At 61.9% G+C, this 26,470-nt stretch carries 22 protein-coding genes and 1 pseudogene; 7 read left to right on the top strand and 16 right to left on the bottom strand.

The annotated features are described in order from the left end of the window. Positions 1–146: 146 nt before the first annotated feature. Positions 147–362 carry a TIGR02450 family Trp-rich protein gene (locus MKS85_RS11035; protein ID WP_139049661.1) on the bottom strand — a complete coding sequence of 72 codons (216 nt, stop codon included), beginning with the start codon at positions 360–362 and terminating at the stop codon, positions 147–149. Between the two features lie 222 nt (positions 363–584). Here MKS85_RS11035 and MKS85_RS11030 point away from each other — a divergent pair, with 222 nt between their 5' ends. From MKS85_RS11030 to MKS85_RS11015, 4 genes are all read left to right on the top strand, one after another. Further along, positions 585–2,000, top strand: a complete 1,416-nt coding sequence (locus MKS85_RS11030; RefSeq protein ID WP_139049660.1) for a sigma-54-dependent Fis family transcriptional regulator — start codon at positions 585–587, stop codon at positions 1,998–2,000. Positions 2,001–2,301: 301 nt separating this feature from the next. After that, complete coding sequence (locus tag MKS85_RS11025; protein ID WP_047227845.1) at positions 2,302–3,693, top strand: GntP family permease; 1,392 nt, start codon at positions 2,302–2,304, stop codon at positions 3,691–3,693. An 8-nt stretch (positions 3,694–3,701) separates the two neighbouring features. After that, complete coding sequence (gene hbdH / locus MKS85_RS11020) at positions 3,702–4,478, top strand: 3-hydroxybutyrate dehydrogenase (RefSeq protein WP_076384048.1); 777 nt, start codon at positions 3,702–3,704, stop codon at positions 4,476–4,478. Positions 4,479–4,681: 203 nt separating this feature from the next. After that, a complete protein-coding gene (locus tag MKS85_RS11015; protein WP_310662832.1) occupies positions 4,682–6,637 on the top strand; it encodes an acetoacetate--CoA ligase in 1,956 nt (651 codons plus the stop codon). 150 nt (positions 6,638–6,787) lie between these two features. Here the strand turns inward: MKS85_RS11015 and MKS85_RS11010 are convergent, their stop codons facing one another. Beyond that, entirely contained in the window at positions 6,788–7,906 is a 1,119-nt protein-coding gene (locus MKS85_RS11010; RefSeq protein WP_047227842.1) for a PilT/PilU family type 4a pilus ATPase, read from the bottom strand. A 134-nt stretch (positions 7,907–8,040) separates the two neighbouring features. On the opposite strand from MKS85_RS11010, the gene MKS85_RS11005 reads away from it, so the two are divergent. Together MKS85_RS11005 and MKS85_RS11000 are read left to right on the top strand one after the other, a co-directional pair. After that, positions 8,041–10,578: a PAS domain-containing protein gene (locus tag MKS85_RS11005; RefSeq protein ID WP_188251060.1), complete on the top strand. Its 2,538-nt coding sequence runs from the start codon at positions 8,041–8,043 to the stop codon at positions 10,576–10,578. A gap of 48 nt (positions 10,579–10,626) precedes the next feature. Further along, entirely contained in the window at positions 10,627–10,902 is a 276-nt protein-coding gene (locus MKS85_RS11000; protein ID WP_019690952.1) for a peptidylprolyl isomerase, read from the top strand. Positions 10,903–10,939: 37 nt separating this feature from the next. Here the strand turns inward: MKS85_RS11000 and MKS85_RS10995 are convergent, their stop codons facing one another. From MKS85_RS10995 to MKS85_RS10960, 8 genes are all read right to left on the bottom strand, one after another. After that, a complete protein-coding gene (locus tag MKS85_RS10995) occupies positions 10,940–11,863 on the bottom strand; it encodes a sugar kinase (RefSeq protein WP_188251059.1) in 924 nt (307 codons plus the stop codon). A gap of 153 nt (positions 11,864–12,016) precedes the next feature. Continuing rightward, a complete protein-coding gene (locus MKS85_RS10990) occupies positions 12,017–13,234 on the bottom strand; it encodes an amino acid deaminase (RefSeq protein WP_139049657.1) in 1,218 nt (405 codons plus the stop codon). Positions 13,235–13,263: 29 nt separating this feature from the next. Further along, positions 13,264–14,028: an IclR family transcriptional regulator gene (locus tag MKS85_RS10985; RefSeq protein ID WP_047227838.1), complete on the bottom strand. Its 765-nt coding sequence runs from the start codon at positions 14,026–14,028 to the stop codon at positions 13,264–13,266. Between the two features lie 145 nt (positions 14,029–14,173). Next, positions 14,174–14,563, bottom strand: a complete 390-nt coding sequence (locus MKS85_RS10980; RefSeq protein WP_047227837.1) for a RidA family protein — start codon at positions 14,561–14,563, stop codon at positions 14,174–14,176. Between the two features lie 42 nt (positions 14,564–14,605). Next, a complete protein-coding gene (locus MKS85_RS10975; RefSeq protein ID WP_047227836.1) occupies positions 14,606–15,397 on the bottom strand; it encodes an amino acid ABC transporter ATP-binding protein in 792 nt (263 codons plus the stop codon). Next, complete coding sequence (locus MKS85_RS10970) at positions 15,394–16,056, bottom strand: amino acid ABC transporter permease (RefSeq protein ID WP_047227835.1); 663 nt, start codon at positions 16,054–16,056, stop codon at positions 15,394–15,396. The genes MKS85_RS10975 and MKS85_RS10970 overlap by 4 nt, the downstream gene beginning before the upstream one ends. Positions 16,057–16,065: 9 nt before the next feature. Beyond that, a complete protein-coding gene (locus MKS85_RS10965; RefSeq protein ID WP_047227888.1) occupies positions 16,066–16,728 on the bottom strand; it encodes an amino acid ABC transporter permease in 663 nt (220 codons plus the stop codon). A 54-nt stretch (positions 16,729–16,782) separates the two neighbouring features. Further along, positions 16,783–17,631 carry a transporter substrate-binding domain-containing protein gene (locus tag MKS85_RS10960; RefSeq protein ID WP_047227834.1) on the bottom strand — a complete coding sequence of 283 codons (849 nt, stop codon included), beginning with the start codon at positions 17,629–17,631 and terminating at the stop codon, positions 16,783–16,785. Positions 17,632–17,976: 345 nt separating this feature from the next. Here MKS85_RS10960 and MKS85_RS10955 point away from each other — a divergent pair, with 345 nt between their 5' ends. Beyond that, a complete protein-coding gene (locus MKS85_RS10955; RefSeq protein ID WP_139049656.1) occupies positions 17,977–18,450 on the top strand; it encodes a thioredoxin family protein in 474 nt (157 codons plus the stop codon). Here MKS85_RS10955 and MKS85_RS10950 read toward each other — a convergent pair. From MKS85_RS10950 to cobN, 6 genes and pseudogenes are all read right to left on the bottom strand, one after another. After that, a pseudogene (locus MKS85_RS10950) lies at positions 18,426–18,706 on the bottom strand (type II toxin-antitoxin system RelE family toxin). The gene MKS85_RS10955 and the pseudogene MKS85_RS10950 sit on opposite strands and share 25 nt — an antisense overlap. Beyond that, a complete protein-coding gene (locus MKS85_RS10945) occupies positions 18,696–18,944 on the bottom strand; it encodes a type II toxin-antitoxin system Phd/YefM family antitoxin (RefSeq protein ID WP_107322657.1) in 249 nt (82 codons plus the stop codon). The pseudogene MKS85_RS10950 and the gene MKS85_RS10945 overlap by 11 nt, the downstream one beginning before the upstream one ends. Before the next feature lie 66 nt (positions 18,945–19,010). Continuing rightward, positions 19,011–20,657: a phospholipase D-like domain-containing protein gene (locus MKS85_RS10940; RefSeq protein ID WP_188251058.1), complete on the bottom strand. Its 1,647-nt coding sequence runs from the start codon at positions 20,655–20,657 to the stop codon at positions 19,011–19,013. Between the two features lie 176 nt (positions 20,658–20,833). After that, positions 20,834–21,457 (bottom strand): vWA domain-containing protein, encoded by a 624-nt coding sequence (locus tag MKS85_RS10935; RefSeq protein ID WP_409078008.1) that lies wholly within the window; start codon positions 21,455–21,457, stop codon positions 20,834–20,836. 53 nt (positions 21,458–21,510) lie between these two features. After that, positions 21,511–22,512 (bottom strand): ATP-binding protein, encoded by a 1,002-nt coding sequence (locus MKS85_RS10930; RefSeq protein WP_188251057.1) that lies wholly within the window; start codon positions 22,510–22,512, stop codon positions 21,511–21,513. 194 nt (positions 22,513–22,706) lie between these two features. Beyond that, entirely contained in the window at positions 22,707–26,468 is a 3,762-nt protein-coding gene (gene cobN / locus MKS85_RS10925; RefSeq protein ID WP_188251056.1) for a cobaltochelatase subunit CobN, read from the bottom strand. Positions 26,469–26,470 lie beyond the last annotated feature (2 nt).

Below are 26,470 nucleotides of genomic sequence, written 5' to 3'. Positions count from 1 at the left end.
GAATGCGTGGCTGTAGCCACACGAAGGCAGAGATGCCATCGCTAGATAGCTGCATTAAGCCACTATCGCAGGAAAACTTGTACAACTTTATGATTATGTATAACTATCAGAAGTCATACGGATCTCTATGGCACAGCCCAAGACATTCAGCACCAGCCCATTTTCCAATGCTTGCTGTCGCGCAACTCGCGCCAGTCGAGCAACGTCACACGAGCGCTGTATACAGCCTCAAGCTCAATCTGAATGGGTATCCCCTCCTCATCACAGAGCAGCTTGGTGACGAGAAAATGCTTTTCCCGATCAGTCGGCGCACAGGCCGTCCATTTGGAGAGCTGCAGCTTGCGAGGGTTGAATTTATTCATGAGCGCTCTCAGAAAAATGTACATATTAGTGAAAACTGTACAAGTTTATCAGACTGCCCACCACTGAGCAGATCCACTAAGGCTTAGGGCTTGCCATTGATATGCCACGGCAAAGAATGCGGGCGAAGTAGTGCTCGGCCGGCCCCTCCCGGCATAATGCCGCTCTTTGGCAACCCCTTTGATCGGAGGATGCCGGCAAATCCCACCTTCTGGAAATGCCCGATGAACCCCACCGAAAGCCTCAAGGATTACAAGCGCGTGCGCACGCTGGCGATCCGTTCGTTGTTCGAGATCATCGAACAGTCCAGCGAAGGCACGGTGATTGTCGACCGTGACGCAAACATCGTCTGGATGAACGAACGCTACGCCCGGCGCTTCGGCCTGAACTCGGCGCAAGAAGCCATCGGCCGGGCGTGCGAGAGCGTGATCCCCAGCAGCCTGCTGCGCGAAGTGGTACGTACTGGCCGACCGATTCTGTTGGACATGCAGGACACGCCCAAGGAGCCGCTGGTGGTGATGCGCCTGCCGATCCACGACAGCGCGGGCGCGGTGATCGGCGCCATCGGTTTTGCCCTGTTCGATGAATTGCGCAGTCTGTCGCCGATGCTCAAGCGCTACCTGAGCATGCAGGAGGAACTGGCCTCCACCCGCTCGCTGTTGCGGGCACGGCAGACTCGGTACAACTTCGCCCACTTCATCGGCACCAGCAGCGCCAGCCTGGAGGTCAAGCGTCGTGCCCGGCGCAGCGCCAGCGCCGATTCGCCGGTGCTGTTGCTCGGCGAAACCGGGACCGGCAAGGAACTGCTGGCCCAGGCAATCCACGGTGCTTCGCCGAGGGCGCACAAGGCGTTCGTCAGCATCAACAGCGCGGCGATCCCGGAGGCCCTGCTGGAAGCCGAGTTTTTCGGCACCGCCCCGGGCGCCTTCACCGGCGCCGACCGCAAAGGCCGCGCCGGCAAGCTGCAGATCGCCCAGGGCGGCACACTGTTCCTGGACGAAATCGGCGACATGCCACTGCCGCTGCAAAGCAAACTGCTGCGGGTCTTGCAGGAAAAAGAATACGAACCCGTGGGCTCCAACGAGGTGCTGCAAAGCGACGTGCGGATCATCGCTGCCACGTCCATGGATCTGGAAGCGGCGATCAAACGCGGAGAATTTCGCGCCGACCTGTATTACCGCCTCAATGTGTTGCCGATCCAGGTCCCTCCGCTGCGCGAACGCCTGGATGATTTGCCGGCCCTGAGCGAGGCGATCCTCGAAGAACTGCGCAGCCAGCACGAACTGGACCGCGACGCACTCGACCTGCTGGGGCAACACGCCTGGCCGGGCAACATCCGGGAGTTGCGCAATGTGCTGGAACGAACCGCGCTGCTCAGCGACGACCTGCTGCTCACTGCCGCCGATATTCGAGCGGCCATTGGGACTTTCACGCCGGTCACCCGGGCGTTGAATCCACATCAGGAACCGCTGCCGCAAGAAACCTTCAGCCAGGCCCGGGCACGATTCGACCGCCACTTGATCGAAACCACCCTCGCGCAATGCGGCGGCAAGGTAGTTGAAGCGGCCGAGCGGTTGGGGCTGGGGAGGTCGACCTTGTATAAGAAAATGGTGGCGCTGGGGATTGCCGAGTCTCAATAAAGAGACGCATATCTCTAGATATAGACAGCTCCTTTTGAGCGCTTCGCGCTCATCGCGAGCAGGCTAGCTCCCACAGTGGACCGTACTTTACTGACGAACTCGGTCAACCTGTGGGAGCGAGCCTGCTCGCGATGAGGCCAGCACAGCCCCTAAAAATCTCCAAACGGAGACAAAACCCTCGAACCACTCCCACCAAAATCAATAATTTCCTTATATTTCAATAAATTACATACCTGGCACAAAACTCGCTAAAGCCCTCCGCACCGCTTCACCACAAAAATAACAATCCAGGAGACACACCATGAGTGTGATCATTGCCTTGGCAGCCCTCACGCTGCTGATGGTGGCCGCCTACCGTGGCTACAGCGTTATCCTTTTTGCCCCCATCGCCGCCCTCGGCGCCGTCCTGCTCACTGACCCTTCCGCCGTCGCGCCTGCTTTCACCGGGGTGTTCATGGAGAAGATGGTCGGCTTCATCAAACTGTATTTCCCGGTGTTCCTGCTCGGCGCGGTGTTCGGCAAACTGATCGAGCTGTCGGGTTTCTCCCGCTCCATCGTCGCGGCGGCGATTCGCCTGCTGGGCACGCGCCAGGCCATGTTGGTGATCGTGCTGGTATGCGCCTTGCTGACCTATGGCGGCGTGTCGCTGTTCGTCGTGGTGTTCGCGGTGTATCCGTTCGCCGCCGAGATGTTCCGCCAGAGCAATATTCCCAAGCGGCTGATCCCAGCCACCATTGCCCTTGGCGCGTTCTCGTTCACCATGGACGCCCTGCCCGGCACACCGCAGATCCAGAACATCATCCCCAGCACCTTCTTCAACACCACCGCCTGGGCCGCGCCCTGGCTGGGTGTGATCGGCACGATCTTCGTGTTCAGCTTCGGCATGCTGTTCCTGCAACGCCAGCGCAACAAGGCCCAGCGCCTAGGCGAAGGCTACGGCACCGAACTGCGCAACGAGCCGGAGACTGCCGAAGACATCAAGCTGCCCAATCCCTGGCTCGCCATTTCGCCGCTGTTGGCGGTCGGGATCATGAACCTGCTGTTCACCCAGTGGATTCCCCAGTGGTATGGCAAGACCCACAGCCTGGCGCTGCCGGGCATGACCACACCGGTGACCAGCGACATCGCCAAGCTCACCGCGATCTGGGCCGTGCAGGCCGCGTTGCTGGTGGGCATTGTCCTGGTGCTGCTGTTCGCCTTCAGCACCATTCGCAGCAAGCTGGCCGAAGGCAGCAAGAGCGCGGTGGGCGGTGCGCTGCTGGCGGCAATGAACACCGCTTCGGAATACGGTTTTGGCGCGGTCATCGCGTCCTTGCCGGGTTTTCTGGTGCTGGCCGACTGGCTCAAAAACATCCCCAATCCACTGGTCAATGAAGCCGTGACCGTGACGCTGCTGGCGGGCATCACCGGTTCAGCCTCGGGCGGCATGAGCATCGCCCTGGCAGCGATGTCCGAAACGTTCATCAGCGCCGCCAACGCCGCCAACATTCCCCTGGAAGTGCTGCACCGGGTCGCGTCCATGGCCAGCGGCGGCATGGACACCCTGCCCCACAACGGCGCAGTGATCACCCTGCTGGCGGTGACCGGTCTGACCCACCGTGAAGCCTACAAAGACATTTTCTGCATTACGCTGATCAAGACCCTCGCGGTGTTCTTCGTGATCGCTGTGTTCTACGCCACTGGCATTGTGTGAGGCTCCCCATGACAACCCCTCTTTCGGGCAAGACCGCCCTGGTCACCGGCTCTACCAGCGGCATCGGCCTGGGCATCGCCCTGAGCCTTGCCAAGGCCGGCGCCAACCTGATCCTCAACGGCTTCGGCGATGCCTCGACGGTGATCGCCGAGGTGAAACAGTTCGGCGGCAAGGTCGGCCATCATCCGGCCGATGTCAGTGATCCGGCGCAGATCGCCGACATGCTCGCTTACGCCGAACGGGAGTTCGGCGGCGTGGACATTCTGGTGAACAACGCCGGTATCCAGCATGTGGCCGCCGTGGAAGATTTTCCGGTGGAGCGCTGGGACTCGATCATCGCCATCAACCTGTCCTCGGTGTTCCATGCCACGCGCTTGAGCCTGCCGGGCATGCGCGCCAAGGGCTGGGGGCGGATCATCAACATTGCCTCGGTGCACGGCCAGGTCGGCTCGGTGGGCAAGGCCGCCTACGTCGCGGCCAAACACGGGGTGATCGGTCTGACCAAAGTGGTCGGCCTGGAAACCGCCACCAGTAACGTGACGTGCAACGCCATCTGCCCTGGCTGGGTGCTGACACCGCTGGTGCAGAAACAGATCGACGACCGCATTGCCACGGGCATCGACCCGCAACAGGCACAGCATGACCTGCTGGCCGAAAAACAGCCTTCCCTGGAATTCGTCACCCCGCCGCAACTGGGGGAACTGGTGCTGTTTCTGTGCAGCGAAGCCGGCAGCCAGGTACGCGGCGCGGCGTGGAATATTGATGGTGGGTGGCTGGCTCAGTAAATCGCTTGCGATCCCTTGTGGCGAGGGGATTTATCTGTGGGAGCAAGGCTTGCCCGCGATGGCCGCACCGCGGTTTAACAGCTAAACCGCGTTTTCGTTCATCGCGGGCAAGCCTTGCTCCCACAAGTCGGGGATAAATCCCCTCGCCACAAGATTGGCTCGCTCTATAGTTTGTGTGTACATAAAAGAAAAAGAGGCACCCCATGTCCGACATCCTCTGGCAACCCACCCCCGATCGCATCGCCCAGTCACGCATGGACGCCTTTCGCCGGTTCATCAACGAACGGCATCAGCTGCAACTGAGCGATTATCCGGCGCTGCACGCCTGGAGCATCGACCAGCGTGAAGCCTTCTGGCAGGCCATCGTCGACTTCTTCGAGATCCGTTTTCACCAGGCGCCCAGCGATGTGCTGGTCGAAGGTGAGCAAATGCCCAGCGCCCGGTGGTTTCCCGGGGCGACACTGAATTTTGCCGAACACCTGCTGCGCCGGCGCGATGACGCCGTGGCCGTGGTTGCACTCGACGAAAGTGGCGGGCAAGAACAACTGACCTGGGCCGAACTTGCCGCCCACGTCGCTGGCCTGCAAAAAAGCCTGCAAGCGGCAGGTGTGAGCAAGGGCGACCGGGTAGCCGCGTGCATGCCCAACACCTGGCAGACCCTGGTGGGCATGCTCGCCACCACCAGCCTGGGGGCGACCTGGTCGTGCTCCTCGCCTGACTTCGGCACCCACGGGGTCATCGACCGGTTCGGCCAGATCGAGCCCAAGGTGCTGATTACCTGCGCCGGTTACCGCTACGCCGGGAAGGTCATCGACCAGCGAGCCAAGGTCAACGAAATCCTCGAGCGCCTGCCTTCGCTGCAGCAATTGATCATCCTGCCCTACGCATGCCCTGACGCCCGCGCCGAAGACTTCAAGACAACGGCCAGCGTCGCGTTGTGGAGCGACTTCTACCGCTGTGGCGGCGAACCGGCGTTCGTTGACGTGCCGTTCGATCATCCGCTGTACATCCTCTATTCCAGTGGCACCACCGGCGTGCCGAAGTGCATCGTCCACAGCACCGGCGGCGTGCTGTTGCAACACCTCAAGGAACATGGCCTGCATGTGGACCTCGGCCCCGAAGATCGCCTGTTCTACTACACCACGTGTGGCTGGATGATGTGGAACTGGCTGGTGTCGGCCCTCGCCGTCGGCAGTGCGGTGGTGCTCTACGACGGCTCGCCCTTTCACCCTGGTCCCGAGCGCCTGCTGGACCTGATCGACCAGCAGCGCATCAGCGTATTCGGCACCAGCCCCAAATACCTGGCGGCCCTGGAAAGCCAGGGTTTGAAACCGCGACAGAGCCATGACCTGGGCAGCCTGAAAACCATCCTGTCCACCGGCTCGGCCCTGGCGCCCCATAGCTACGACTACGTGTATCGCGACTTCAAGACCCAGGTGTGCCTGGCCTCGATGTCCGGTGGCACCGACATTGTGTCGTGCTTCGTCAATGGCAATCCGTTGTCCGCCGTTCGCCGTGGCGAGATGCAGGGCAAGAGCCTGGGCATGGCGGTGCAGGTCTGGAACGAGGCAGGCCAGGCGGTCATCGGTGAGAAGGGTGAACTGGTCTGCACCCGGCACTTCCCGGCCATGCCCATTGGCCTGTGGAATGATCCGCAGCAGGAAAAGCTAAGGGCCTCCTACTTCAGCCAGTTCCCCGGTGTGTGGGCCCAGGGGGACTACGCCGAGGAACTGCCTCACGGCGGTTTCTTGATCCACGGGCGTTCGGATGCAGTGCTCAACCCCGGTGGCGTGCGCATCGGCACGGCGGAAATCTATCGGCAGGTGGAAAAGGTCGAGCAGGTGCTGGACAGCGTTGCTATCGGCCAGCAATGGCAGGGTGATGTGCGCGTGGTGCTGTTTGTGCGCCTGCGCGACGGCGTGACCCTGGATGAGGCCCTGGAGCAACAGATCCGCCAGGTGATCCGCGCCAATACCACGCCGCGTCATGTGCCGGCGAAGATCCTGGCAGTCAGCGACATCCCGCGGACCATCAGCGGCAAGGTGGTGGAACTGGCGGTGCGCAACGTGGTGCATGGGCAGGTGGTGAAAAACACCGATGCCCTGGCCAATCCCGAAGCGCTGGAGCAGTTCAGGGATCGGCTGGAACTGACCACCTGAGGTTAAAGCCTTATGGGCCATCTGGCCTCATCGCGAGCGGGCTCGCTCCCACATTGGTCGGTGGTGAACACAGGATTGGCAATCACCATCGATTCCCTGTGGGAGCGAGCCTGCTCGCGATGAACGACAACGCGGTAGCCTGTAGAACCATCAATCCATCAACCCCCACTCACCCGCCGCCGGATCGGCCGGGGGCACCGCTGCCCCCGACTCGGCATGCAACTTCAGGCGCAACCGCAGGTTGTTCGCCGAGTCGGCGTTTTTCAGGGCTTCCTCCTCATCGATAGCACCCTCCACCACCAGGTTGTACAGGGCGTGATCGAAGGTTTGCATCCCGAGTTCTTCTGACTTTTCCATGATGCCCTTGAGCTCGCCGAACTCATTGCGGCGGATCAGGTCGGCCACCGTGGGCGAGCCCAGCATGACCTCCACCGCGGCCCGGCGCTGGCCGGTGCGAGTGCGCACCAGGCGTTGCGACACGAACGCCTTGAGGTTGTTGCCCAGATCATTGAGCAGCTGCGGCCGGCGTTCTTCCGGGAAGAAATTGATCACCCGGTCCAGCGCCTGGTTGGCATTGTGAGCATGCAGGGTGGAGATCACCAGGTGCCCGGTGTCGGCGAAGGCTAGGGCATGTTCCATGGTTTCGCGATCACGAATTTCGCCGATCAGTACCACGTCTGGTGCCTGGCGCAAGGTGTTCTTCAGGGCGGCATGAAAGCTGCGGGTGTCGACACCGACTTCCCGTTGATTGATGATCGATTTCTTGTGTCGATGGATATACTCCACCGGGTCTTCGATGGTGATGATATGGCCGCTGCTGTTGCGATTACGGTAATCGATCAGTGCCGCCAGGGAAGTCGACTTGCCCGACCCTGTCGCGCCGACGAACAGCATCAGCCCCTGTTTCTGCATGATGGTGTCCAGCAACACATTTGGCAGTTTCAGGTCCTCGAACCGCGGGATGTCGAGCTTGACGTTGCGGATCACCATGGACACGTCATTGCGCTGCTTGAAGATATTGACACGGAACCGCCCGACCCCAGCCAGGGAGATAGCCAGGTTCATTTCCAGTTCTCGATCGAACTCAAGCCGCTGTTCGGCGTCCATCAAAGACTCGGCGAGCCCGGCGATGTCGCCCACCTTGAAGGGCTGGTTGCTCAAGGGTTTGAGCACCCCCTCGAAACGCGCGCACGGCGGCGCACCGGTGGACATATAGAGGTCGGAGCCATCCTGGCTCGCCAGGATGCGTAACAAGGGATCGATTTCCATGGCCTGATTGACTTCCGCGAGACTTCAATGAAACAAGCTGACCCGATGAGCAAACCTTTCAGACCAACCCGCGCTTACCTTCTTCAGAGGATAGTAGACACCGTGGCTGCGACACGATTTGCAGGGTTTGCGTGATGAACGCAACACCCACCGGCATTGACGTACAGAGCCTGTTGGCCCGACGTGACTGGGCCAACAGCCCGCTGGGCACTGCCCAAACCTGGCCCCAGAGCCTGCGTACCGCCCTGGACATCGTGCTCCACTCGCCGCTGCCGATGTCCCTGCTGTGGGGGCCACAGCTGATTCATTTCTACAACGACGCCTTTACCCGCATGACGGGCGACAAACACCCCCAGGCGTTCGGCCAGCCGACCCATTCAGCATGGCCCGAACTCAAAGACCTGAGCGGGCCGATTTATCACCGCGTGTTGCAAGGCCACATGCACACCTGTCGCGATCAGCAATGGCGAGTGCCCTTCGCCGGTCGCCTCTGCGATGTCTGGCTGGACCTGACCTACAGCCCCGTGCGCGATGAAGACGGCGCCGTGGCCGGTATTCTGGTCACGGCCATCGAGACCGGTGAACGACGACGCCTGGCCCTGGAGTTCGAGCGACGCTCAGAAGCCAGTCTCAAGGCCCAGCAGGAAAGCGAGGAACGCCTGCAACTGGCCCTGGCCGCTGCCGATACGCTAGGCACCTGGGATTGGGACATCAGCGAAGACCGCTTTGTTGCCGACGAGCACTTCGCGGTGCTGCATGGCGTCGACCCGAACCTGTCGCGCCAGTTGCCCATCAGCGCTTACCTTGAAGGCGTGCATCCCCAGGACCGGGCCATGGTCACCCGCAGCATCAAGCATTGCATCACCCACAGCACTGAATACGCCGAGGAGTACCGTCTCCTGCGGCCTGACGGCGAACTGCGCTGGGTGTTCGTGCGCGGTCGTTGCTACAAGGATCGCCATGGCCGGCCCAAACGCTTTCTCGGCGCGGCCCTGGACCTGACCGATCGCAAGCGTACCGAGCAGGCCCTGCGCCAGAGCCAGACCGAACTGCAACTGATCATCAACGCCATGCCGGTCCTTATCAGCTATGTGGACCGGGAAGAACGTTTTCGCCTCAACAACAGCGCCTATCTGGATTGGTATGGCCTGACGCCCCAAGAGCTATATGGCAAGACCATTCGCGAAGTGCTCGGCGATTCAGCCTACGCCGCCCGCGCCGAGCAGATCGCCGACGCCCTGGCAGGCAAGCCGTGCAGCTTCACCGTGCAATCGGATCACCGCGACGGCCGTCCCCGCCATGCCTTGATCAACTACCTGCCGCGCCGTGGGGCCGATGGTGCGGTGAACGGTTTCTACATCTTTGTGATCGACGAGACCGAGCGCAAGAAAACCGAAGAGGCCCTGCGCAACCTCAACGAAACGCTCGAAGAACGCGTCATCGCCCGCACCCAGCAACTGGCTGAAGCCAACCACCGCCTGCAAAACGAGATGTTCGAACGCGAACGTGCCGAGGAGGCGCTGCGACACGCCCAGAAAATGGAGGCCGTGGGCCAACTCACTGGCGGCATTGCCCATGACTTCAACAACATGCTCACCGGCATTCTCGGCAGTCTCGACCTGATGCAGCGCTACATTGCCAGCGGTCGCACCGCCGAGATCGGTCGTTTCACCGAAGCGGCCGTGTCCTCGGCCAATCGTGCGGCGGCCCTGACCCACCGTCTGCTGGCGTTTTCCCGCCGCCAGTCGCTGGACCGCAAACCGCTGGACCCCAATGACCTGGTGCGTTCACTTGAAGACTTGCTGAGCCGAACCACCGGCGATCACATCGTGCTGCGCCTGCAGTTGGCCGATGAACTGTGGCCGGTCAGCACCGATGCCAGCCAGCTGGAAAACGCCCTGCTCAACCTGGTGATCAACGCTCGGGACGCCATGCCTGAGGGTGGCGAATTGACCATCGAAACCGCCAACGTCTACCTCGACGGGAATGACCTCAGTGCCCTGGAACCGGTCAAGGCCGGTGACTACGTGATGATTGCCGTCAGCGACAATGGCAGCGGCATGACCCCATCCGTGCTGGCCAAGGCCTTTGATCCGTTCTTCACCACCAAACCCATCGGCCAGGGCACCGGTTTGGGCTTGTCGATGATCTACGGGTTTGCCCAACAGTCGGGTGGCCTGCTGAGCCTGGACAGTGTGCCGGACCAGGGCACGCGGGTGCAGTTGTACCTGCCGCGGCTGTACGTCGCGTCTGTCCAGCAGACTGCGGCGCCGGTAGCGCTGGATGCACCGGCCGCCGTCGCCGGTGAAACCGTGTTGCTGGTCGAAGACGAACCGGCCGTGCGCATGCTGGTGCTCGATCTGCTCGACGCCCTGGGTTACACCACCCTTCAAGCCCAGGACGCCAAGGCTGCCCTTGGGCTACTGGAGTCCAGCCAGCGCATCGACTTGCTGGTGACCGATGTCGGCCTGCCAGGCATGAATGGCCGGCAACTGGCGGAAATCGCCCGCCAGCATCGGCCCGATCTGAAGGTGCTGTTCATGACCGGTTATGCGCAGAAGGCCACCGAGCGCCAGGGCTTTCTCGAGCAGGGCATGGATATGGTTGCCAAGCCCTTCAGCCTCGATCTGCTGGCGAACAAGATTCGGACGATGATCAACCATGGCGCCTGACTTGAGGCATAATCGCCGCCCCGTCGCACCGTTCAGGTCACTGCTGCAATGAAAGCCCAAGCCCGCCATATCCTGGTGAAAACCGCCGAAGAAGCCGAACAGCTCAAGCAACGCATCGCCAAAGGCGAAGCCTTCGATGTACTGGCCAAGAAATACTCCACCTGTCCCTCGGGCAAACGCGGCGGTGATCTGGGTGAAGTGCGGCCCGGGCAGATGGTCGGTGCGATCGACGCGGTGATCTTCAAAAAGCCCCTGCGGGTGGTGCATGGGCCGATCAAGAGCAAGTTCGGCTATCACCTGGTGCAGGTGTTCTACCGGGACTAATGATCGAGCCCGCTCCCACAGGTACTTCGCGGCCCCTTCAGTCCTTGGGCATCAACGCCCCCGGCACCTGGATGACCCGGCTCGCCAACAGATGTCCAGCCTCGGCGGCCTCCACCGGGCCGCCACCGAGCAGGCGGCTTGCCAGGTAAGCAGCACTGAATGAATCCCCCGCCGCCGTCGTGTCCACCACCCGCTCCACTCGCTGGGCCGGAATCTCGAAAGACTCACCATCACAACAGATCAGACAGGGCTCAGCACCGCGCTTGAGCACCACTTCCGAAGTGCCCAACTGCGCGTACGCGGCGAACACCTCAGCGCTGTCGGCATAACCGAACAGCGCCTGCTCGTCGTCCACCGTCAGCAGCGCCAGCTCCACGTAAGGCAATACACTGCGATAGGCCGCACGGGCTGCATCCACTGATGCCCAGAGCCTTGGCCGGTAGTTATTGTCGAACACCACCTCGGCCCCGCGCCGGCGGGCCTGGATCAGGGTTTCGATGAGCTTGCCACGACCTTGCTCACCGAGCACGGCCAGGGTGATGCCGCTGAAGTACAGCACGTCGTAATCCGGCAGCGCCGCCAGAATCGGTGCGGCGGCCGGGGTGGTGAAGCAATCACGCACCGCCGCCTCGTTGCGCCAGTACAAAAACCGCCGCTCACCCGCCGCGTCGGTCTGGATGCAATACAAACCCGGCAAACGACCGGGCAGGCGCTGGACCCGATCCAGGCCGATATTTTCGGCGGCCCAACTCTGGCACATGGCATCGCTGAAGCTGTCGTCGCCCAAGGCGGTAACGTAATCCACCGCGCCCTTCTCACCCAGGGCGCGGGACAGGTACACAGCGGTGTTCAGGGTGTCTCCACCGAAGTTTTGTTGCAGGCTGCCATCGGCGCGCTGCTGCAGTTCGATCATGCACTCGCCGATCAGGGCGATGCGAGGTTTTGGGTTGGGGTAGCTCATGGGCGATCCTGATATTTCGATAGTGTCTGCCAGGCCGCTATCGCGAGCAGGCTCGCTCCCACAGGGGATATTGGTGAACATAAATCCTCTGTTCACAACCGCCCCCACTGTGGGAGCGAGCCCGCTCGCGATAGCCGCGACTCGGTTTCAAGGCTAGAAACAAGTCTCCATGCTCTCGACGACCCGCAACTGCTCATCCACCAGGCACGCCACCCGCCACTTGTCGAAAGTCAGGCACGGATGCGACGTACCGAACGAGATGATGTCGCCTACCCGCAGTTCCACCCCGGTCGCCACCGTCATGAACGCATGCTGGTCCATCACCGCCGTGACCTTGCAGCCGGCCAGGTCCTGCCCCGCTATGGAGTCGGAGCCGGGTTGGTAACGCTTGAGCGGCACCGGCAGCCCGGCGTCATAGGCCACGTCGCGTTTACCCAGGGCGATCACCGCAAAGCCGGGTTCAGGCAGCGATTGCACGTGGGCCCAGACTTCCAGGGCCGGGCGCAGACCTTCGTGCAGGTCGCTACGCCGTTCCAGCACGCAGCACTGGGCCTCTTTGTAGATGCCATGGTCATGGGCCACGTAACTGCCAGGACGCAGCACACTGAGGAAACGTCCGTGGGCGTTCCGAGCCTCGAAAGACTCGGCAATCAGGTCGTACCAGGCTGAACCCGAGGCGGTGATGATCGGCTTGTCGATGGCGAACGCACCGTTGTCCTGCAGTTGCACCGCCAGCCCCACCAGAGATGCGGCAAACGCACGGATGCCACTGATGGCGTGGTCACCATGGATCACGCCTTCGTAGCCTTCGATACCGGTCAGCGCCAGCGCCGGTTGCGCCCCGATCGCCTCGGCCAGGGCCAGCACCTCGGCCTCGGTCCGGCAGCCACACCGGCCACCCACCACACCGTATTCGATCATCACGTTCAACTTCGCACCGCGAGAGGCAAAGAACGCGCCCAGCTCGGCAACGTTGTCAGGATGGTCGACCATGCAATGGAATTCGAACGCTGGATCTGCCAGCAGATCCGCGATCAGCGCCATGTTTGGCGTGCCCACCAGTTGGTTGGCCATCAGCACCCGGCGCACGCCATGGGCGTAAGCGGCACGGGTCTGCACTGCGGTGGCCAGGGTCAGTCCCCAGGCGCCGGCCTCGAGTTGGCGGCGAAACAGCGCCGGGGTCATGCTGGTCTTGCCGTGGGGCGCCAGTTCGGCACCACTGTCCGTGACGAATTTTTGCATCCAGCCAATGTTGTGCTCCAACGCTTGGCGATGCAGCACCAGCGCCGGCAGGCTGATGTCGCGCAGCAGGTGATCGCCCGCTTGGGCGGCCCCCTTCTCCACGGCAGCGTTATGAATGGCAGAAGACATGTTCACACTCCTCACACAGCCGCGGCTGTCTATTCATTGATGCGACGGGCCAGGTTGTTGGCGCTTTCGATCAGCACCCGGCGGTAGTCGGCGTAGTTGTTCTTGGCGTCGGCCCGTGGGGCGACGATGCACAGGGTCGCGATGGCCACGCCATTGGCGTCTTTGACCGGCGCGGCGAAGCAGTGGGTGAAGGTGTCGGCCACACTGTCGAAGGAGAAAAATCCATCGAGCCCGGCCTGGCGGATCTCCGCGAGAAATCGCTCCAGGGGCAGGCGCTCGCCGTCCGGCAGGATGAAGTCGTCGGGGTCGATCAGGTCGACGATCTGCTGGTCACTCAGATGCGCCAGCAGCAGGCGTCCGGATGCGGTCCAGGGAATCGGCGCGTTCTCGCCGATGTCCGAGGAAATGCGAAAATGCCGCTCCCCCTCCTTCATCAGCGCCACCGTGTATTTGCGCCCGTTGAGCAGGCACATCTGGGCGGTTTCCCGGGTCTGGCTGACGATTTCCTGCAAGGCGTGATCGGCCTCGCGACTCAGGTCGAAATGCCGCAGGTGCGCCTGCCCGAGAAAGTACAACTGGCGGCCCAGATAGACGTGGCCGTCCTTGCCCACCGGCTCCAGGATGCGTCGCTCCAGCAGCGACGCCACCAGCTCGTAGACCGTGGACTTGGGACTGCCGATGCCGCTGGCGATGTCATTGGGGCGCAACGGCTGGCCGATTTCCTTGAGGAAATCGAGGATATCGAACGCCCGGTCCAACCCTCGGGCCCGGCGTTTGATGGTGTCTTCGGTCATGTCTTGGGTTCCCATTCAATTGGCCGGGAGTTTAACCAGAGTGCTGCACCGCCTGATAGATTGCTATCGCAGGCAAGCCTTGCTCCCACAGGAGTTTGCATTGCCTTGTGGGAGCAAGGCGTGCCCGCGATGAGTCCTCAATGACTCAAGCCTTTTTCTTGTAGGCGATGCAATCAATCTCAACCTTGCAATCAACCATCATGTTCGCTTGCACACAAGCCCTGGCAGGGGCATGTTCGGGGCTGAAGTATTCACCAAATACTTTGTTGAAACTCCAGAAATCCCGCGGATCTTCCAGCCATACGCCGCAGCGCACCACATCTTCAAGACCGTATCCGGCTTCTTCAAGAATCGCGATCAGGTTCTTCATGGTCTGGTGGGTCTGCTCGACGATCCCGCCGACAATAATCTCGCCGTTGACCGCCGGCACCTGACCGGACACGTGCAGCCAGCCGTCGGCCTCAACGGCTCGGGCGAAGGGCCGTGGCTGACCGCCGCCTGCGGTGCTGCCGGTGCCGTAGCGCGTAATGCTCATGGGTGTTTCTCCTTGCCTGTATCAATCAGAGGTTCAATAAAATTAAAAACGGGTGTTCTTGAGAAACTCAGCCAGTCGTGGCGACTGTGGCCGTTCGAACAGTTCTTTCGGCGGGCCCTGTTCTTCGATGCGGCCCTGGTTCATGAATACGATCTTGTCGGACACCTCGAAGGCAAAACGCATTTCGTGGGTCACCAGCAGCATGGTCATGCCGTCTTCGGCCAGCCCCTTGATCACGTTCAGCACCTCACCCACCAATTCCGGGTCCAGGGCCGAGGTCACTTCGTCGAACAGCATCAGGCTGGGGTTCATGGCAATCGCCCGAGCGATCGCCACACGCTGCTGCTGACCGCCGGACAACTGACCGGGAAAATGATTGCGCCGTTCCAGCAAGCCGACCCGCTCCAGCCATTTCTCGGCCAGGGCCACGGCTTCGTCCTTGGGTAGCTTTTTCACCTTGAGCAGGCCCAAGGTGACGTTCTGCAACGCCGTCAAATGCGGGAACAGGTTGAATTGCTGGAAGGCCATGCCGGTCATGGCCCGGTGCCGGGCGATGACTTTTTCCGGGTGGCGCACGCGCTTGCCGCCCACCTCGTCATAGCCGATGGCCTCGCCATCGAGCACGATCTGCCCGCCCTGGAACTCCTCAAGCATGTTCACGCAACGCAGCAACGTGGTTTTGCCCGAGCCGCTGGAGCCGATCAGGGTGACGACATTGCCGCGCTGCATGCTCAGGTCCACGCCCTTGAGCACTTCCACCGGGCCGTATTGTTTGCGCAGACCGCGAATGTCCAGCAGCGGTTGAGCATTGGTAGAGGTCGAAACATCAGTCATGGCAAGGCCACCCGCTTTTCAATGTGCCGCCCGAGCAATTCGATGGCGTAGTTGATGATGAAAAAGAGAAAACCGGCGAACAGGTAAAACTCCAGGGTCATGAAGGTCCGGGCGATGATCTGCTGAGTGCTGAGCAGCAGTTCGGCAACGCCGATCACCGACAACAGGGTCGAAGCCTTGACGATTTCGGTGGAGGAATTGACCCAGGTCGGCAAGATCTGCCGCAGTGCCTGGGGCAACAGCACGTAACCCAGCGCCTGGAAAAACGTCAGGCCGATGGCCTGGCTTGCCTCCATCTGCCCACGGGGCAAGGCCTGCAAGGCCCCGCGCACGATCTCGGCCACATGGGAACCGCAAAACAGTGTCAGGCCCAGGGCGCCGGCCTCGAATGCACCGATTTGCCAGCCCAGGGCCGGGGCCATGTAGAAACAGGCCAGCACCAACACAAACACCGGAGTGCCGCGAATCACGTCGACGTAGAAACGAAACGGCGCGCGCATCCAGAAGCGACCGTAAGTCAGCACCAGCCCGGCGAACAGGCCGATCAGCGTGCCTAACAAAATCGCCAGTACCGAGCACTGCACGCTGGTCAGGAACCCGGCCCACAGCGTCTCCCGGGCGACCCACAACTCATGCAACCAACTGGGGGATTCGTACATGGAACACTCCTAACGGCGGATCGCCAGACGCTGCTCGAAATAACGCAGCAGCATGGCAATGAGGTAACAGGCCGCGACATACAGGGCCGTGGTCACCAGCCAGGTTTCGATCACCCGGTAGCTCTCCACGTTGATCTTGCGGGCGTAATAAGTCAGCTCCGGCACAGCGATCGCTGCCGCCAGTGAGGTGTCCTTGAACAGCGAAATGAAGTTGTTCGACAACGCCGGCAACACGTTGCGCAGCATCACCGGCACGGTGACGTAGGCCTTCACTTGCCACTCGCCCAAACCGATGGCCAGCCCCGCTTCACGCTGGCCCTTGTGAATGCTCAGCAGCCCGCCGCGGAACACTTCGGTCAGGTAGGCCCCGGCGTACAGCGAGAGCGTGATGACGAACGAGGGAATTTTGTCCAGGCGAATACCCAGGCTTGGCAAGGCGAAGTAGATCAGCAGGATCAGCACCAGGATCGGCGTATTGCGGATCACCGTGACATACACTGAGGCCAGCACCCGCAACACGCGGTGCTTGCTCAGCAGCGCGAACGCCATCAACAGGCCGATCACGCAACCGATGGCGATCGACACCAGCGCCAGGGAAAGCCCCAGGCCGAGCCCCGCCAGCAAGGTGTCGAAATCGCGCCAGACGGCGGCAAAGTTCAACTGATAATTCATGGTCGGCAGTACCTTCAACGGGGCGCCTTCAAGCGGCGCCCCGGGCTCACGGGATCATTTGAATTCGACGGGGAAACCGATGGCCGGCGACGGCAGCTCGACGCCGAACCATTGCTTGAACGATGCCGCATAGGTGGGGAATTCCACGCCGGTCATGGCTTCATGCAAGGTGGTGTTGACGAAGTTCAGCCAGTCCTGGTCGCCGCGCTTGACCGCGCAGGCATAGGTTTGCGGGCTCCAGGCGTAGGCCGGGCTGCGATAGCGACCAGGGTTCTGCACCATCAGGTACTTGACCGAAGACTGGTCGGTGGCAGCGGCATCGGCACGGCCGGAGTTCACCGCCTGATACATCAGATCAACACTGTCGTACTGGTCGACCTTGGCCTTGGGCAGCGCCTGGTGCACCAATTCCTCGGCGTAGACGTTCTGCAGCACAGCCACGGTGACGTCATCGCCGGCGGCCTTGAGGTCTTCGATTTCCTTGTACTTGCTGTTGGCCGGCAGCAGCAGGCCCACGCCTTCGCGGTAATACGGCAGGGTGAACGCCACTTGCTGGGCACGACTGGCGGTGACGGTGATGAACTGGCAGCTCATGTCGACCTTGTCGGTCAACAGGTTCGGAATGCGTGCATCGGACGACTGCACCACAAACTCGACTTTCTCCGGGTCATTGAACAGACCCTTGGCCACCATCCGTGCGATGTCGATATCAAAACCCTGCAACTTGCCATCCGCTCCCTGGAAGTGCCACGGCGCATTGGTGCTGCCCGTGCCCACGATCAATTTCCCGCGCTGCAGCACGCTATCGAGCTTGCTGTCCGCCGCCTGAGCGACACCCATGGCAGCCGTCGTGGCCGCGAAGATAAAAACACACGCTTTGAACAAGGAAGGTCGGCGATGCATGGCAAGCACTCCTGAGTCAGTTTATTCCGCTATACCGGAACTTAGTATGTAACAACGGAATAGACAGCAGAAAGTGTGCCACAGGCATGCGGTGTATGGATAAGGAAAATGGAAAACCAATGAAATCAAAAGGATGGCACGCCCAGACGTTTCAATAGGAACGCGGGCATCTGCGCAGGGACTGCTACTGTTGGCTACAGCTTCGGGTAGCAAGGCCCCAGACAGGGAGCAAGTGAGGCTTTTGCGCACCAAAAGGGAGCCGTTCAACTGTCAACTCTGACAGTAGCGATGCCCGGCCGTGTTGCTTATGGTTGCAAACACCCTATCGATGAAGGGAAACCCGCCATGAGTTCGTTCATCACCCACATCGCCTCATCAAAGGACTACCGCACGGCTCTCAAGACCTGGCGCCCGGTAGTCTTCTATTTCGGCCACCCCTACTGCTACGCCTGTAGCTGGGCCGAGCCGCTGTTTTGCAGCGTTGCCGAGACATTCAAGGATCGGGCGGTGATCTACAAATTGAGTACCAGCGAATCGCCCCGACACCCGGACGTTACCGGGACACCCACGGTGCTGTTTTATAAGGATGGGAAGTTACGCCGCAAGCTCAAGGGCGTCGGTGATCAGGCCTCGCTGACCCAGAACTTTGCCGAACACATCGGCCGAACCAAACCCAGACGGCCGCGTCGTTCGCCTCGCCGTGACTTGCACTGGTTGCACGAGCAACTGCGAACCTTGTGCCTGGTCTCTCGGGCACGGGGACTCCAAAGGTTGCGGCGAGGAAAGCCGGGCGCCTACCGCTTGGCCGCCTCGTCATAAACCTGACCGCGCTCGCGCTTACCAACCGCAATCACTGTAACAACTAGCAAATCATCTACCACTCGGTAAACCAATCGATAGCCGGCGCTACGTAACTTGATTTTATAGGCGTTGCCCAGCCCATGCAGACGGTCTGTCTGGACATGCGGATTCACCAGTCGCTCCTCGAGCTTTTTCTTGAATTGCTCTTTGAGTGTTGCACCCAGTTTTGCCATTCCTTCCAGGCTTTATCAGAAAATTCCAACTCATAGGTCATCAAGAGAAACCTTTATCGTTGGATCATTTTCACGCTCGCGGCAAAGAGCAACCAGCTCCAGATCTTCAAGCCGATCCATCATGGCTTCATATTCTCGAGCGGGGACGCAATAAAATGCCGGCTCATTGCGGTTGAGGATTGCTACGGATAATCCTCCACCGGCAGCAACAGTGCCCATCGGATTTTTCTTGAGTTCGGAAATGCTGGCTACAACTTGAGAAAGTACAATATGTGTCATGAGGTGAGTCCTTGAGCACTCTTAATGGCGCTAAAAATAGCACTCTAAAACACCTCTTATCACAGTTCAGCGTCCGCAAAACCTCACTCTGGACAACATCCGCAAATCCCCGTCGCGGTAATAATCGTCCGTCCAGCTGTCATCCACCGCCAGTGGCTTGACCTGCTTGAGCGCCAGTTTTTTCGCGAAATAGCGAAAGCGGTAATGCTCGTAGAAGCGCAGCAGCTCAAGCCCGTAGCGGTCGGCCAGGTCGGTGTCGCCCTGAATGATCAGGTAGTTCTCGTCGTTGCCGCTGCTGGCCGCGGCGCTCAGGTTGTGGCTGCCGCTGATGATGGTCGGCGTGTCGCTGGTGAAGTCGGTGACGACGGCTTTGGTGTGCACCAGCAGATTGCCTTTCTGGCCTTTCATGTTTTCCCTGAGCCAGCCCTCCAGGCCGGTATTGAGCAGCGCGGTGGCGGCGAATTCGGCGGTGCGGTCGGCATGAAAGCCAGTGATGCGGCTGGTGGTGTTCTGCAGGCCGTAACGCAGCACGTCGTCGTTGGGTTGACCGAGCAAGGCATCGAGGATCCGGTCAGGCAAGGCGAAGGCCGTGACGAACAGCAGGTCCTTGCGAGCGCCATTGATGATATCGACGAAACGATCCAGGTCGCCCTCTCCCGTACGCGGCGAGAACCCGGTGAACAATGGCTCCTCGGGTACCATGGGGTTGTTCCGGTTGATCCACTGCCGCGTGGCCCCGACGTCCTCGGGTGCGGCCCAGATCTGCTCGAACACCTGCCGATAGCTGTCGCTGACCCGCGCGTCGTCCAGCACATGAATAACGTTGGCCTGGCGGTAGACGCCGTTGGCGGTGAAATTGGTGCTGCCGCACAGCACGGCCTCGGGGTGCAACGAACCGGTGTCGTCGACCTTGCTCAGCACGATGAACTTGTCGTGGAAAATATTGTGCGTGACGCGCCCGCGCTTGTTGGCCGCCGGCAATGTTGCCAGGCTGGCTTCGTTGCGCAGTGTGCCGTCGTCTCCCGGCTCAGCGTGGTACAGCACCCGTACCCGCGCCCCCCGTGCGGAAGCGGCGTTCACAGCCTCGACGATCACCGGCAGTTCATATTCATAGATGGCGACGTCCAGGGCCCAACTGGCGTTCAGGGCCCGGTCGATAAAACCGGTCAAGCGCCCCAGCAAACCGTTTTCCAGCCAGCGGCGCGGCGCGTCGGGCCAAGCATCGATGGACAGATTTTTGTTGGCGTCGATCAGCGCATCCAGCTCGGGAAATTTGCGCTGGAAGGCCTGGCTCGCGGCCACGGCACGATTGAAAATGACCATCTGGTTGCTTGGCTGACCATCGTCACTGGTCACTGACACCTCAAGTGATTCCCCCAGTTGCGGCGCGTCAGGGCTGCCATAGGCCAGGTGCACACGGTAGTGAATTGCCACGCCTGGGTTGATGGCGTAGTCGGCCCAGCGAAATTTCTGCAACGGTGCTTTATCGCTCGGCGTAGCGCGAAATTGCGGGAACGTGTGCACCTTGTCGGGGAAGGTCAGGCTGTTGAACAGGAACAGCCAGGGCTTGGCGCCGTGCTGCTTCTCGATGGCAAAGCCGAGCAAGCCCTTGCGCCGGGGTTCGGCCAGGTCCATGGCGAGCAATACACCGTTGGTGCCAGCGTAGGCCTTGACCCGAAAATCGTCCTGGGCGTTGGTGACGAGTACGCGCATGGTTCACTCCTGTGAGGTCTGGCTGAGCATAGAACAGCGATGCTTATTGAGCGTGCGGATCTGACACCGGGGCGATGCTATCGCGAGCAGGCTCGCTCCCACAGGGGATTCATCGATCGAGTGTTCACCACAGAACAAATGTGGGAGCGAGCCTGCTCGCGATGAGGCCATGTCAGTCAGCGAACATCCGAGCCCGGTAGTCCTTCATCAATATGCCGATACTGCGCCCCCAACTGCCCCGCCAATTGCCGGGCCCGGCCCAGGCGAATCGGTCCGCGTTCGATGTCGATCAACAGGCTTGGGCAATCAAGGGGCGGCAGTGTCAGCTGCTGTTTGACTCGCCCGTCGGTCATCAGCAACACCCGCTGTTGCTCGGTCGGGTAGCGCTTGCGCCGGGCCGTCAACCAGCGTCCGGCCTCGGTCAGCGCCGCCAGCAACGGCGTGCCGCCGCCGGCGCCCAGGCCGTCGAGCCAGTCCCGTAGCCCGGCCGAGTCCTTGAGCCCTTGCACCTGCCAGGCTGGTGCGCTGCCGCTGGCCGTCAGCAAGGCCAGCCGGGCGCGTTGGCGGTAGGCGTCATCGAACAGTTGCGCCAGCAGGCCTTTGCCATCGCTCAAGGCTTGATGACGACGAGTCGAGGCCGAGGCGTCGATGATGACCAGCCACAGTTCATGGGGCGAACGATGGCGTTGCTGAAAACGCAGGTCTTCACGCAGGCGTGGACGGCCAGCGAGCAACGTGCCTGGCCAGTTCACCGCCCCGCTGGCCGCCGCTTTGCTGCGGCCCTGGCGCCCTTGGTCCAACCGTCCCGCACGGGGTCTGGCATTCACCCCCGCGGGCGAACGGGGGCGAATGCCTAGGGCTTTTTTGGCCAGCTCGGCACGTCACGCCGAGTGCCGGTGGGCAATGCCCGGGCCGGCAGGTCACCCCACTGGCCCTGGCCTTCGTCAGGCCTGGCGGTTTGATCGGCGGTGGCTGGCGGCGCCTGGGACGGCGCAGGGGCCGAAGGCTCGCGCCTGCGATGACGCAATGCAAACTCGGCGACCGCATCAATGTCCTCAACGGCAATGGCATCCGCCCCGCGCCACGCAGCATGGGCCCGGGCGGCCCGCAGCCAGACCAGGTCCGCGCGCAAGCCATCGACCCCAGCGGCAAAACAACGCTCGGTGATCTGCGCCAGCGCCTGGTCATCCAGAGGAATCTGCATCAACCGGTCGCGAGCCTGTTGGCAGCGTTCGCGCAACTGCCGCTGGGTCGGTTCCCATTCCGCGCAGAACGCCGCCGGATCGCTGTCGAAATCCAGCCGCCGACGGATAATCTGCCCGCGCTCAAGCGGTGCGGTGTGGCCGTCCAGGGCCACGTTCAGGCCGAAACGGTCGAGCAACTGCGGACGTAATTCACCCTCTTCCGGGTTCATGGTGCCGATCAATACAAAACGTGCCGGATGCCGGTGTGAGATGCCGTCACGCTCGATCAGGTTGGTGCCGCTGGCAGCCACGTCCAGCAACAGGTCCACCAGATGGTCGGGCAGCAGGTTCACTTCATCGACATACAACACCCCGGCGTCGGCCTTGGCCAAAACGCCGGGAGAGAACTGCGCGCGCCCCTCCCCCAGGGCCGCGTCCAGATCCAGGGTGCCCACCAGCCGCTCTTCAGTGGCGCCCAAAGGCAAGGTGACAAACTGGCCGCTGGCCAACAGGTCCGCCAGCCCCCGGGCCAGCGTGGACTTCGCCATGCCCCGTGGGCCTTCGATGAGCACACCGCCGATTTTCGGATCGATCGCAGCCAGGCACAGGGCCAGTTTCAGGTCATCGGCCCCGACCACGGCGCAGAGCGGGAAATGAGGGGTGTCGGTCATATCTAATTCTCAAAGGTGGTCGGTAACGTCGATGTGAACAGAGTACTTGTGGCGAGGGGATTTATCCCCGTTGGACTGCAAAGCAGGCCTCCCAATGTGGACAAGAGGGTCGCTTCGCAACCCAGCGGGGATAAATCCCCTCGCCACAGGTCAACCCATCACAGGGGTTGTGTATAGCCCGTCGAATGGGCAGGTCAGCTGTCTTCTTCTATGTCCAACAACAAGTTCTCCAGCGCCTCTCGATACTCCCCGGGCTCCTGCCACATTCCGCGCTGCTGCGCTTCGAGCATACGCTCGGTCATGTCGCGCAAGGCATCGGGGTTGTGCTGGCGAACGAAATCGCGGGTATCGGGGTCGAGCAGATAAGCCTCGGCCAGCAAGGCGTACTGGTGATCGTCGATCAACTGCGTGGTGGCGTCGAAGGCGAACAGGTTGTCCACCGTCGCCGCCAGTTCAAACGCACCTTTATAGCCGTGGCGCTTGATCCCGTCGATCCACTTCGGATTGGCCGCCCGGGAACGAATGACGCGGTTGAGCTCTTCTTTCAACGTGCGGATCTTGGGCAAGTCCGGCTGGCTGTGATCGCCGTGGTAACTGGCCGCCGTTGCGCCGCCAAGGGTCTCCACCGCCGCCAGCATGCCGCCCTGGAATTGGTAGTAATCGTTGGAGTCGAGCAGGTCGTGTTCGCGGTTGTCCTGGTTCTGCAACACCGCCTGCACCTGGCTAAGGCGCCGGGAGAACTGCTCCCGGGCGGCAGTGCCTTCATCGCCGGCGCCGTAGGCGTAGCCACCCCAATTCAGGTAGACCTGCGCCAGGTCTTCGCGGCTCTGCCACAGGCGGTCGTCGATGGCGCCCTGCACACCCGCGCCGTAGGCGCCAGGCTTGGCGCCGAAGATCCGCCACCCGGCCTGACGGGCCGCGACCTCGGGTTCAAGGCCCGATTCCAACAGGGCCTGGCGCTCGCTGCGCACCTTCGCCGCCAAGGGGTTCATGTCGTCCGGTTCGTCGAGGGCGGCGACGGCCTGCACCGCTGCATCGAACAGGCGGATCAGATTGGCAAAGGCGTCCCGGAAGAACCCGGAGACCCGCAGCGTGACATCGACCCGAGGCCGGTCCAGCAGACTCAACGGCAAGATCTCGAAATCGTCGACTCGTTGGCTGCCCGTGGCCCACACCGGACGCACGCCCATCAACGCCATGGCCTGGGCAATGTCGTCACCGCCGGTGCGCATAGTGGCGGTGCCCCACACCGAAAGCCCCAATTGACGCAGGTGATCGCCGTGGTCCTGCAAGTGCCGCTCAAGGATCAGGGACGCCGACTGAAAACCGATGCGCCACGCGGTGGTAGTCGGCAGGTTGCGCACGTCCACCGAGAAGAAGTTGCGCCCGGTGGGCAGCACATCCAGGCGCCCGCGACTGGGCGCACCGCTGGGGCCGGCCGGCACGAAGCGCCCGCTCAAGGCATCGAGCAAACCGCGCATTTCCGCCGGGCCGCAAGCGTCCAGACGCGGAGCCACGACGCCGCGCAGGTTTTCAATAATGCTGTTCACCGTTTCCCAACCCGGCGCCTCAAGTTGCGCGACCACGCCCTCCAGGGCCTGCTCGATCAATTGCCCGGCGAACAATTCCAAACGTTCACGAGTATCGCCAGCGGTCCGCCAAGGTTCGTCGCTGAGCCGATCCAAGGCTTCGGGACAAGCGCCGGTCCAGGGTTCGGCCAGCGCACAATCCAGCGGATCGAAACCCAGCGCAAAGGCCTTGGCCAGCGCCCGCAGCAAACTCGACTGCGCGCCCTTGCCATCCCCCCGGGGAATGCGCAGCAACGCCAGCAAGGTGTCGATGCGCAACCGTTGTGTGGGCGACTCGCCAAAAATGTGCAGGCCGTCGCGGATCTGCGACTCCTTCAGATCGCACAGGTAAGTGTCCAGGCGCGGCAGCCAGATTGCCACGTCAGCGTCGCCGTCCAGTTGCAACTCGCGGTCGATGTGGGTCTCGCGCACCAGATTCAGAATGTCTCGCTGCAGTTCCCGGGCGCGGCGTGGGTCGAGCAGTTGCGCTTCGTAGTATTCGTCAGCCAACAGCTCAAGGTTACGCAGCGGCCCATAGGTTTCGGCCCGGGTCAGCGGCGGCATCAAGTGATCGATAATCACGGCCTGGGTGCGACGCTTGGCCTGGGCGCCCTCGCCCGGGTCATTGACGATGAACGGATAGATGTTCGGCAACGGTCCCAGCAGCGCATCCGGCCAGCAGTTTTCCGACAGCCCGACGCCCTTGCCCGGCAGCCATTCGAGATTGCCGTGCTTGCCGACATGAATCAGGGCGTGGATCCCGTAGGTGTTGCGCAGCCAGAAATAAAACGCCAGGTAGCCGTGGGGCGGCACCAGGTCCGGGTCGTGGTACACGGCGCTCGGATCGACCTGATAGCCTCGAGCCGGCTGGATGCCGACGAACGTCAGGCCCAGGCGCACGCCAGCAATCATCAGCCGGCCATCGCGGAACATCGGGTCCTGTTCGGGCGCGCCCCAGCGCTCCAGCACCGCCTGGCGATTGGCCTCGGGCAATGCGTCGAACATGGCCCGGTAAGCATCCAGCGCCAGGCTCTGGTGACAGGGCCGTTGGTCAAGACTGTCCAGGTCGTTGCTTACCCCGCCGAGCAACTGCTGGATCAGCGCGGTGCCGCTCGCAGGCAGTTCAGCCGGCAGCGGATAGCCCTCGGCCTGCAAGGCCCGCAGGATATTCACTGCCGCCGCCGGGGTGTCCAGGCCGACGCCGTTACCGATGCGCCCATCCCGGGTCGGGTAATTGGCGAGGATCAGCGCCACGCGCTTTTGCGAGTTGGGCAGGCACGCCAGGGTAGTCCAGCGCCACGCCAGCTCAGCGACAAAATCCATGCGCTCGGGCACGGCCCGGTAGCAGACCACATCGCTCTGGCTGCGCTCGCTGCGCCAGGCCAGGTCCTTGAAACTGATGGGGCGACTGATGATCCGCCCGTCCAGTTCCGGCAGGGCAATGTGCATCGCCAGGTCCCGCGGGCCCAGACCCTGCTCACTGGCGCGCCAGCCAGGCTCGTTGTCCTGGGCGCAGATCGCCTGGATCACTGGGATGTTGCGGCGAAACGGTCGCAAGTGCGGCGCTTCGGGGCTCGATTGGGCGAAACCGGTGGTGTTGAGGATCACTCCCGCCGCCACCTCATCCAGCCAGTCTTCAACCAAGGCCAGGCAAGCAGGCTCCTTGAGGCTCGCCACGGCAATGGGCAAGGGATTGAGCCCCGCCGCTTGCAGACGCTGGCAAAACACGTCGATGAACGCCGTGTTCGCTGCTTGCAGGTGGGAGCGATAAAACAGCACCGCCGCCACCGGCTGCCCGGCCCGCCAGTCGCTTTGCCAATCACTCAGGCTGGCGTTGGTTCGTTCCGGATGGTAGATCGCCGTGCGCGGCAGGGTTTGCGGTTCGCCCCAAGGATAGTCGCGACCGAACCATTGGCTGGCCAGGTTATGGAACAGGTCCAGGGCATTGCCCAAACCGCCTTGGCGCAGGAACTGCCAGAGCCGGTCCCGATCCTCATTGGGCACGTTGCTCAGGTCGCTGAGTTCCGGGTCGGGTCGATCGTCCCCCGGCACCAGGATCAGCTTCACCCCGCGCCCGGCCAGTTCCATAAGACGTTCAATGCCGTAGCGCCAATAACCGATACCGCCATGCAGGGAAAGCAGGATGACCTTGGCGTGACGCAACACGTCGTCGAAATACAGATCCACCGAGGCGTGGTTTTGCACCTGCATCGGGTTGGCGAGGCGAAACTGCGGATAGTCGTCCGGCAACTGCCGCGCCGCTTCGGCCAGCAGCGCCAGGCTGGAGTCGCCGCTGCACAGGATCACCAGCTCGGCGGGGGTTTGTCCGAGATCGGCAATGTTGTCGTCCGACACGAAACCGCCGGGCTGGGTCCTGAGCAGGTGCATGG

Origin of the sequence: Pseudomonas sp. JL2 (genome assembly GCF_031570495.1) — a bacterium.
Classification (GTDB): domain Bacteria; phylum Pseudomonadota; class Gammaproteobacteria; order Pseudomonadales; family Pseudomonadaceae; genus Aquipseudomonas; species Aquipseudomonas rhizophila.
The sequence above is the reverse complement of the archived record's forward strand: the minus strand, read 5'-3'. Positions and strand labels throughout refer to the sequence as shown.

Coding starts and splice junctions, on each gene's coding strand:
- MKS85_RS11035 (WP_139049661.1), bottom strand. CDS start 362: ATGAATAAATTCAACCCTCGCAAGCTGCAGCTCTCCAAATGGACGGCC.
- MKS85_RS11030 (WP_139049660.1), top strand. CDS start 585: ATGAACCCCACCGAAAGCCTCAAGGATTACAAGCGCGTGCGCACGCTG.
- MKS85_RS11025 (WP_047227845.1), top strand. CDS start 2,302: ATGAGTGTGATCATTGCCTTGGCAGCCCTCACGCTGCTGATGGTGGCC.
- hbdH (WP_076384048.1), top strand. CDS start 3,702: ATGACAACCCCTCTTTCGGGCAAGACCGCCCTGGTCACCGGCTCTACC.
- MKS85_RS11015 (WP_310662832.1), top strand. CDS start 4,682: ATGTCCGACATCCTCTGGCAACCCACCCCCGATCGCATCGCCCAGTCA.
- MKS85_RS11010 (WP_047227842.1), bottom strand. CDS start 7,906: ATGGAAATCGATCCCTTGTTACGCATCCTGGCGAGCCAGGATGGCTCC.
- MKS85_RS11005 (WP_188251060.1), top strand. CDS start 8,041: ATGAACGCAACACCCACCGGCATTGACGTACAGAGCCTGTTGGCCCGA.
- MKS85_RS11000 (WP_019690952.1), top strand. CDS start 10,627: ATGAAAGCCCAAGCCCGCCATATCCTGGTGAAAACCGCCGAAGAAGCC.
- MKS85_RS10995 (WP_188251059.1), bottom strand. CDS start 11,863: ATGAGCTACCCCAACCCAAAACCTCGCATCGCCCTGATCGGCGAGTGC.
- MKS85_RS10990 (WP_139049657.1), bottom strand. CDS start 13,234: ATGTCTTCTGCCATTCATAACGCTGCCGTGGAGAAGGGGGCCGCCCAA.
- MKS85_RS10985 (WP_047227838.1), bottom strand. CDS start 14,028: ATGACCGAAGACACCATCAAACGCCGGGCCCGAGGGTTGGACCGGGCG.
- MKS85_RS10980 (WP_047227837.1), bottom strand. CDS start 14,563: ATGAGCATTACGCGCTACGGCACCGGCAGCACCGCAGGCGGCGGTCAG.
- MKS85_RS10975 (WP_047227836.1), bottom strand. CDS start 15,397: ATGACTGATGTTTCGACCTCTACCAATGCTCAACCGCTGCTGGACATT.
- MKS85_RS10970 (WP_047227835.1), bottom strand. CDS start 16,056: ATGTACGAATCCCCCAGTTGGTTGCATGAGTTGTGGGTCGCCCGGGAG.
- MKS85_RS10965 (WP_047227888.1), bottom strand. CDS start 16,728: ATGAATTATCAGTTGAACTTTGCCGCCGTCTGGCGCGATTTCGACACC.
- MKS85_RS10960 (WP_047227834.1), bottom strand. CDS start 17,631: ATGCATCGCCGACCTTCCTTGTTCAAAGCGTGTGTTTTTATCTTCGCG.
- MKS85_RS10955 (WP_139049656.1), top strand. CDS start 17,977: ATGAGTTCGTTCATCACCCACATCGCCTCATCAAAGGACTACCGCACG.
- MKS85_RS10945 (WP_107322657.1), bottom strand. CDS start 18,944: ATGACACATATTGTACTTTCTCAAGTTGTAGCCAGCATTTCCGAACTC.
- MKS85_RS10940 (WP_188251058.1), bottom strand. CDS start 20,657: ATGCGCGTACTCGTCACCAACGCCCAGGACGATTTTCGGGTCAAGGCC.
- MKS85_RS10930 (WP_188251057.1), bottom strand. CDS start 22,512: ATGACCGACACCCCTCATTTCCCGCTCTGCGCCGTGGTCGGGGCCGAT.
- cobN (WP_188251056.1), bottom strand. CDS start 26,468: ATGCACCTGCTCAGGACCCAGCCCGGCGGTTTCGTGTCGGACGACAAC.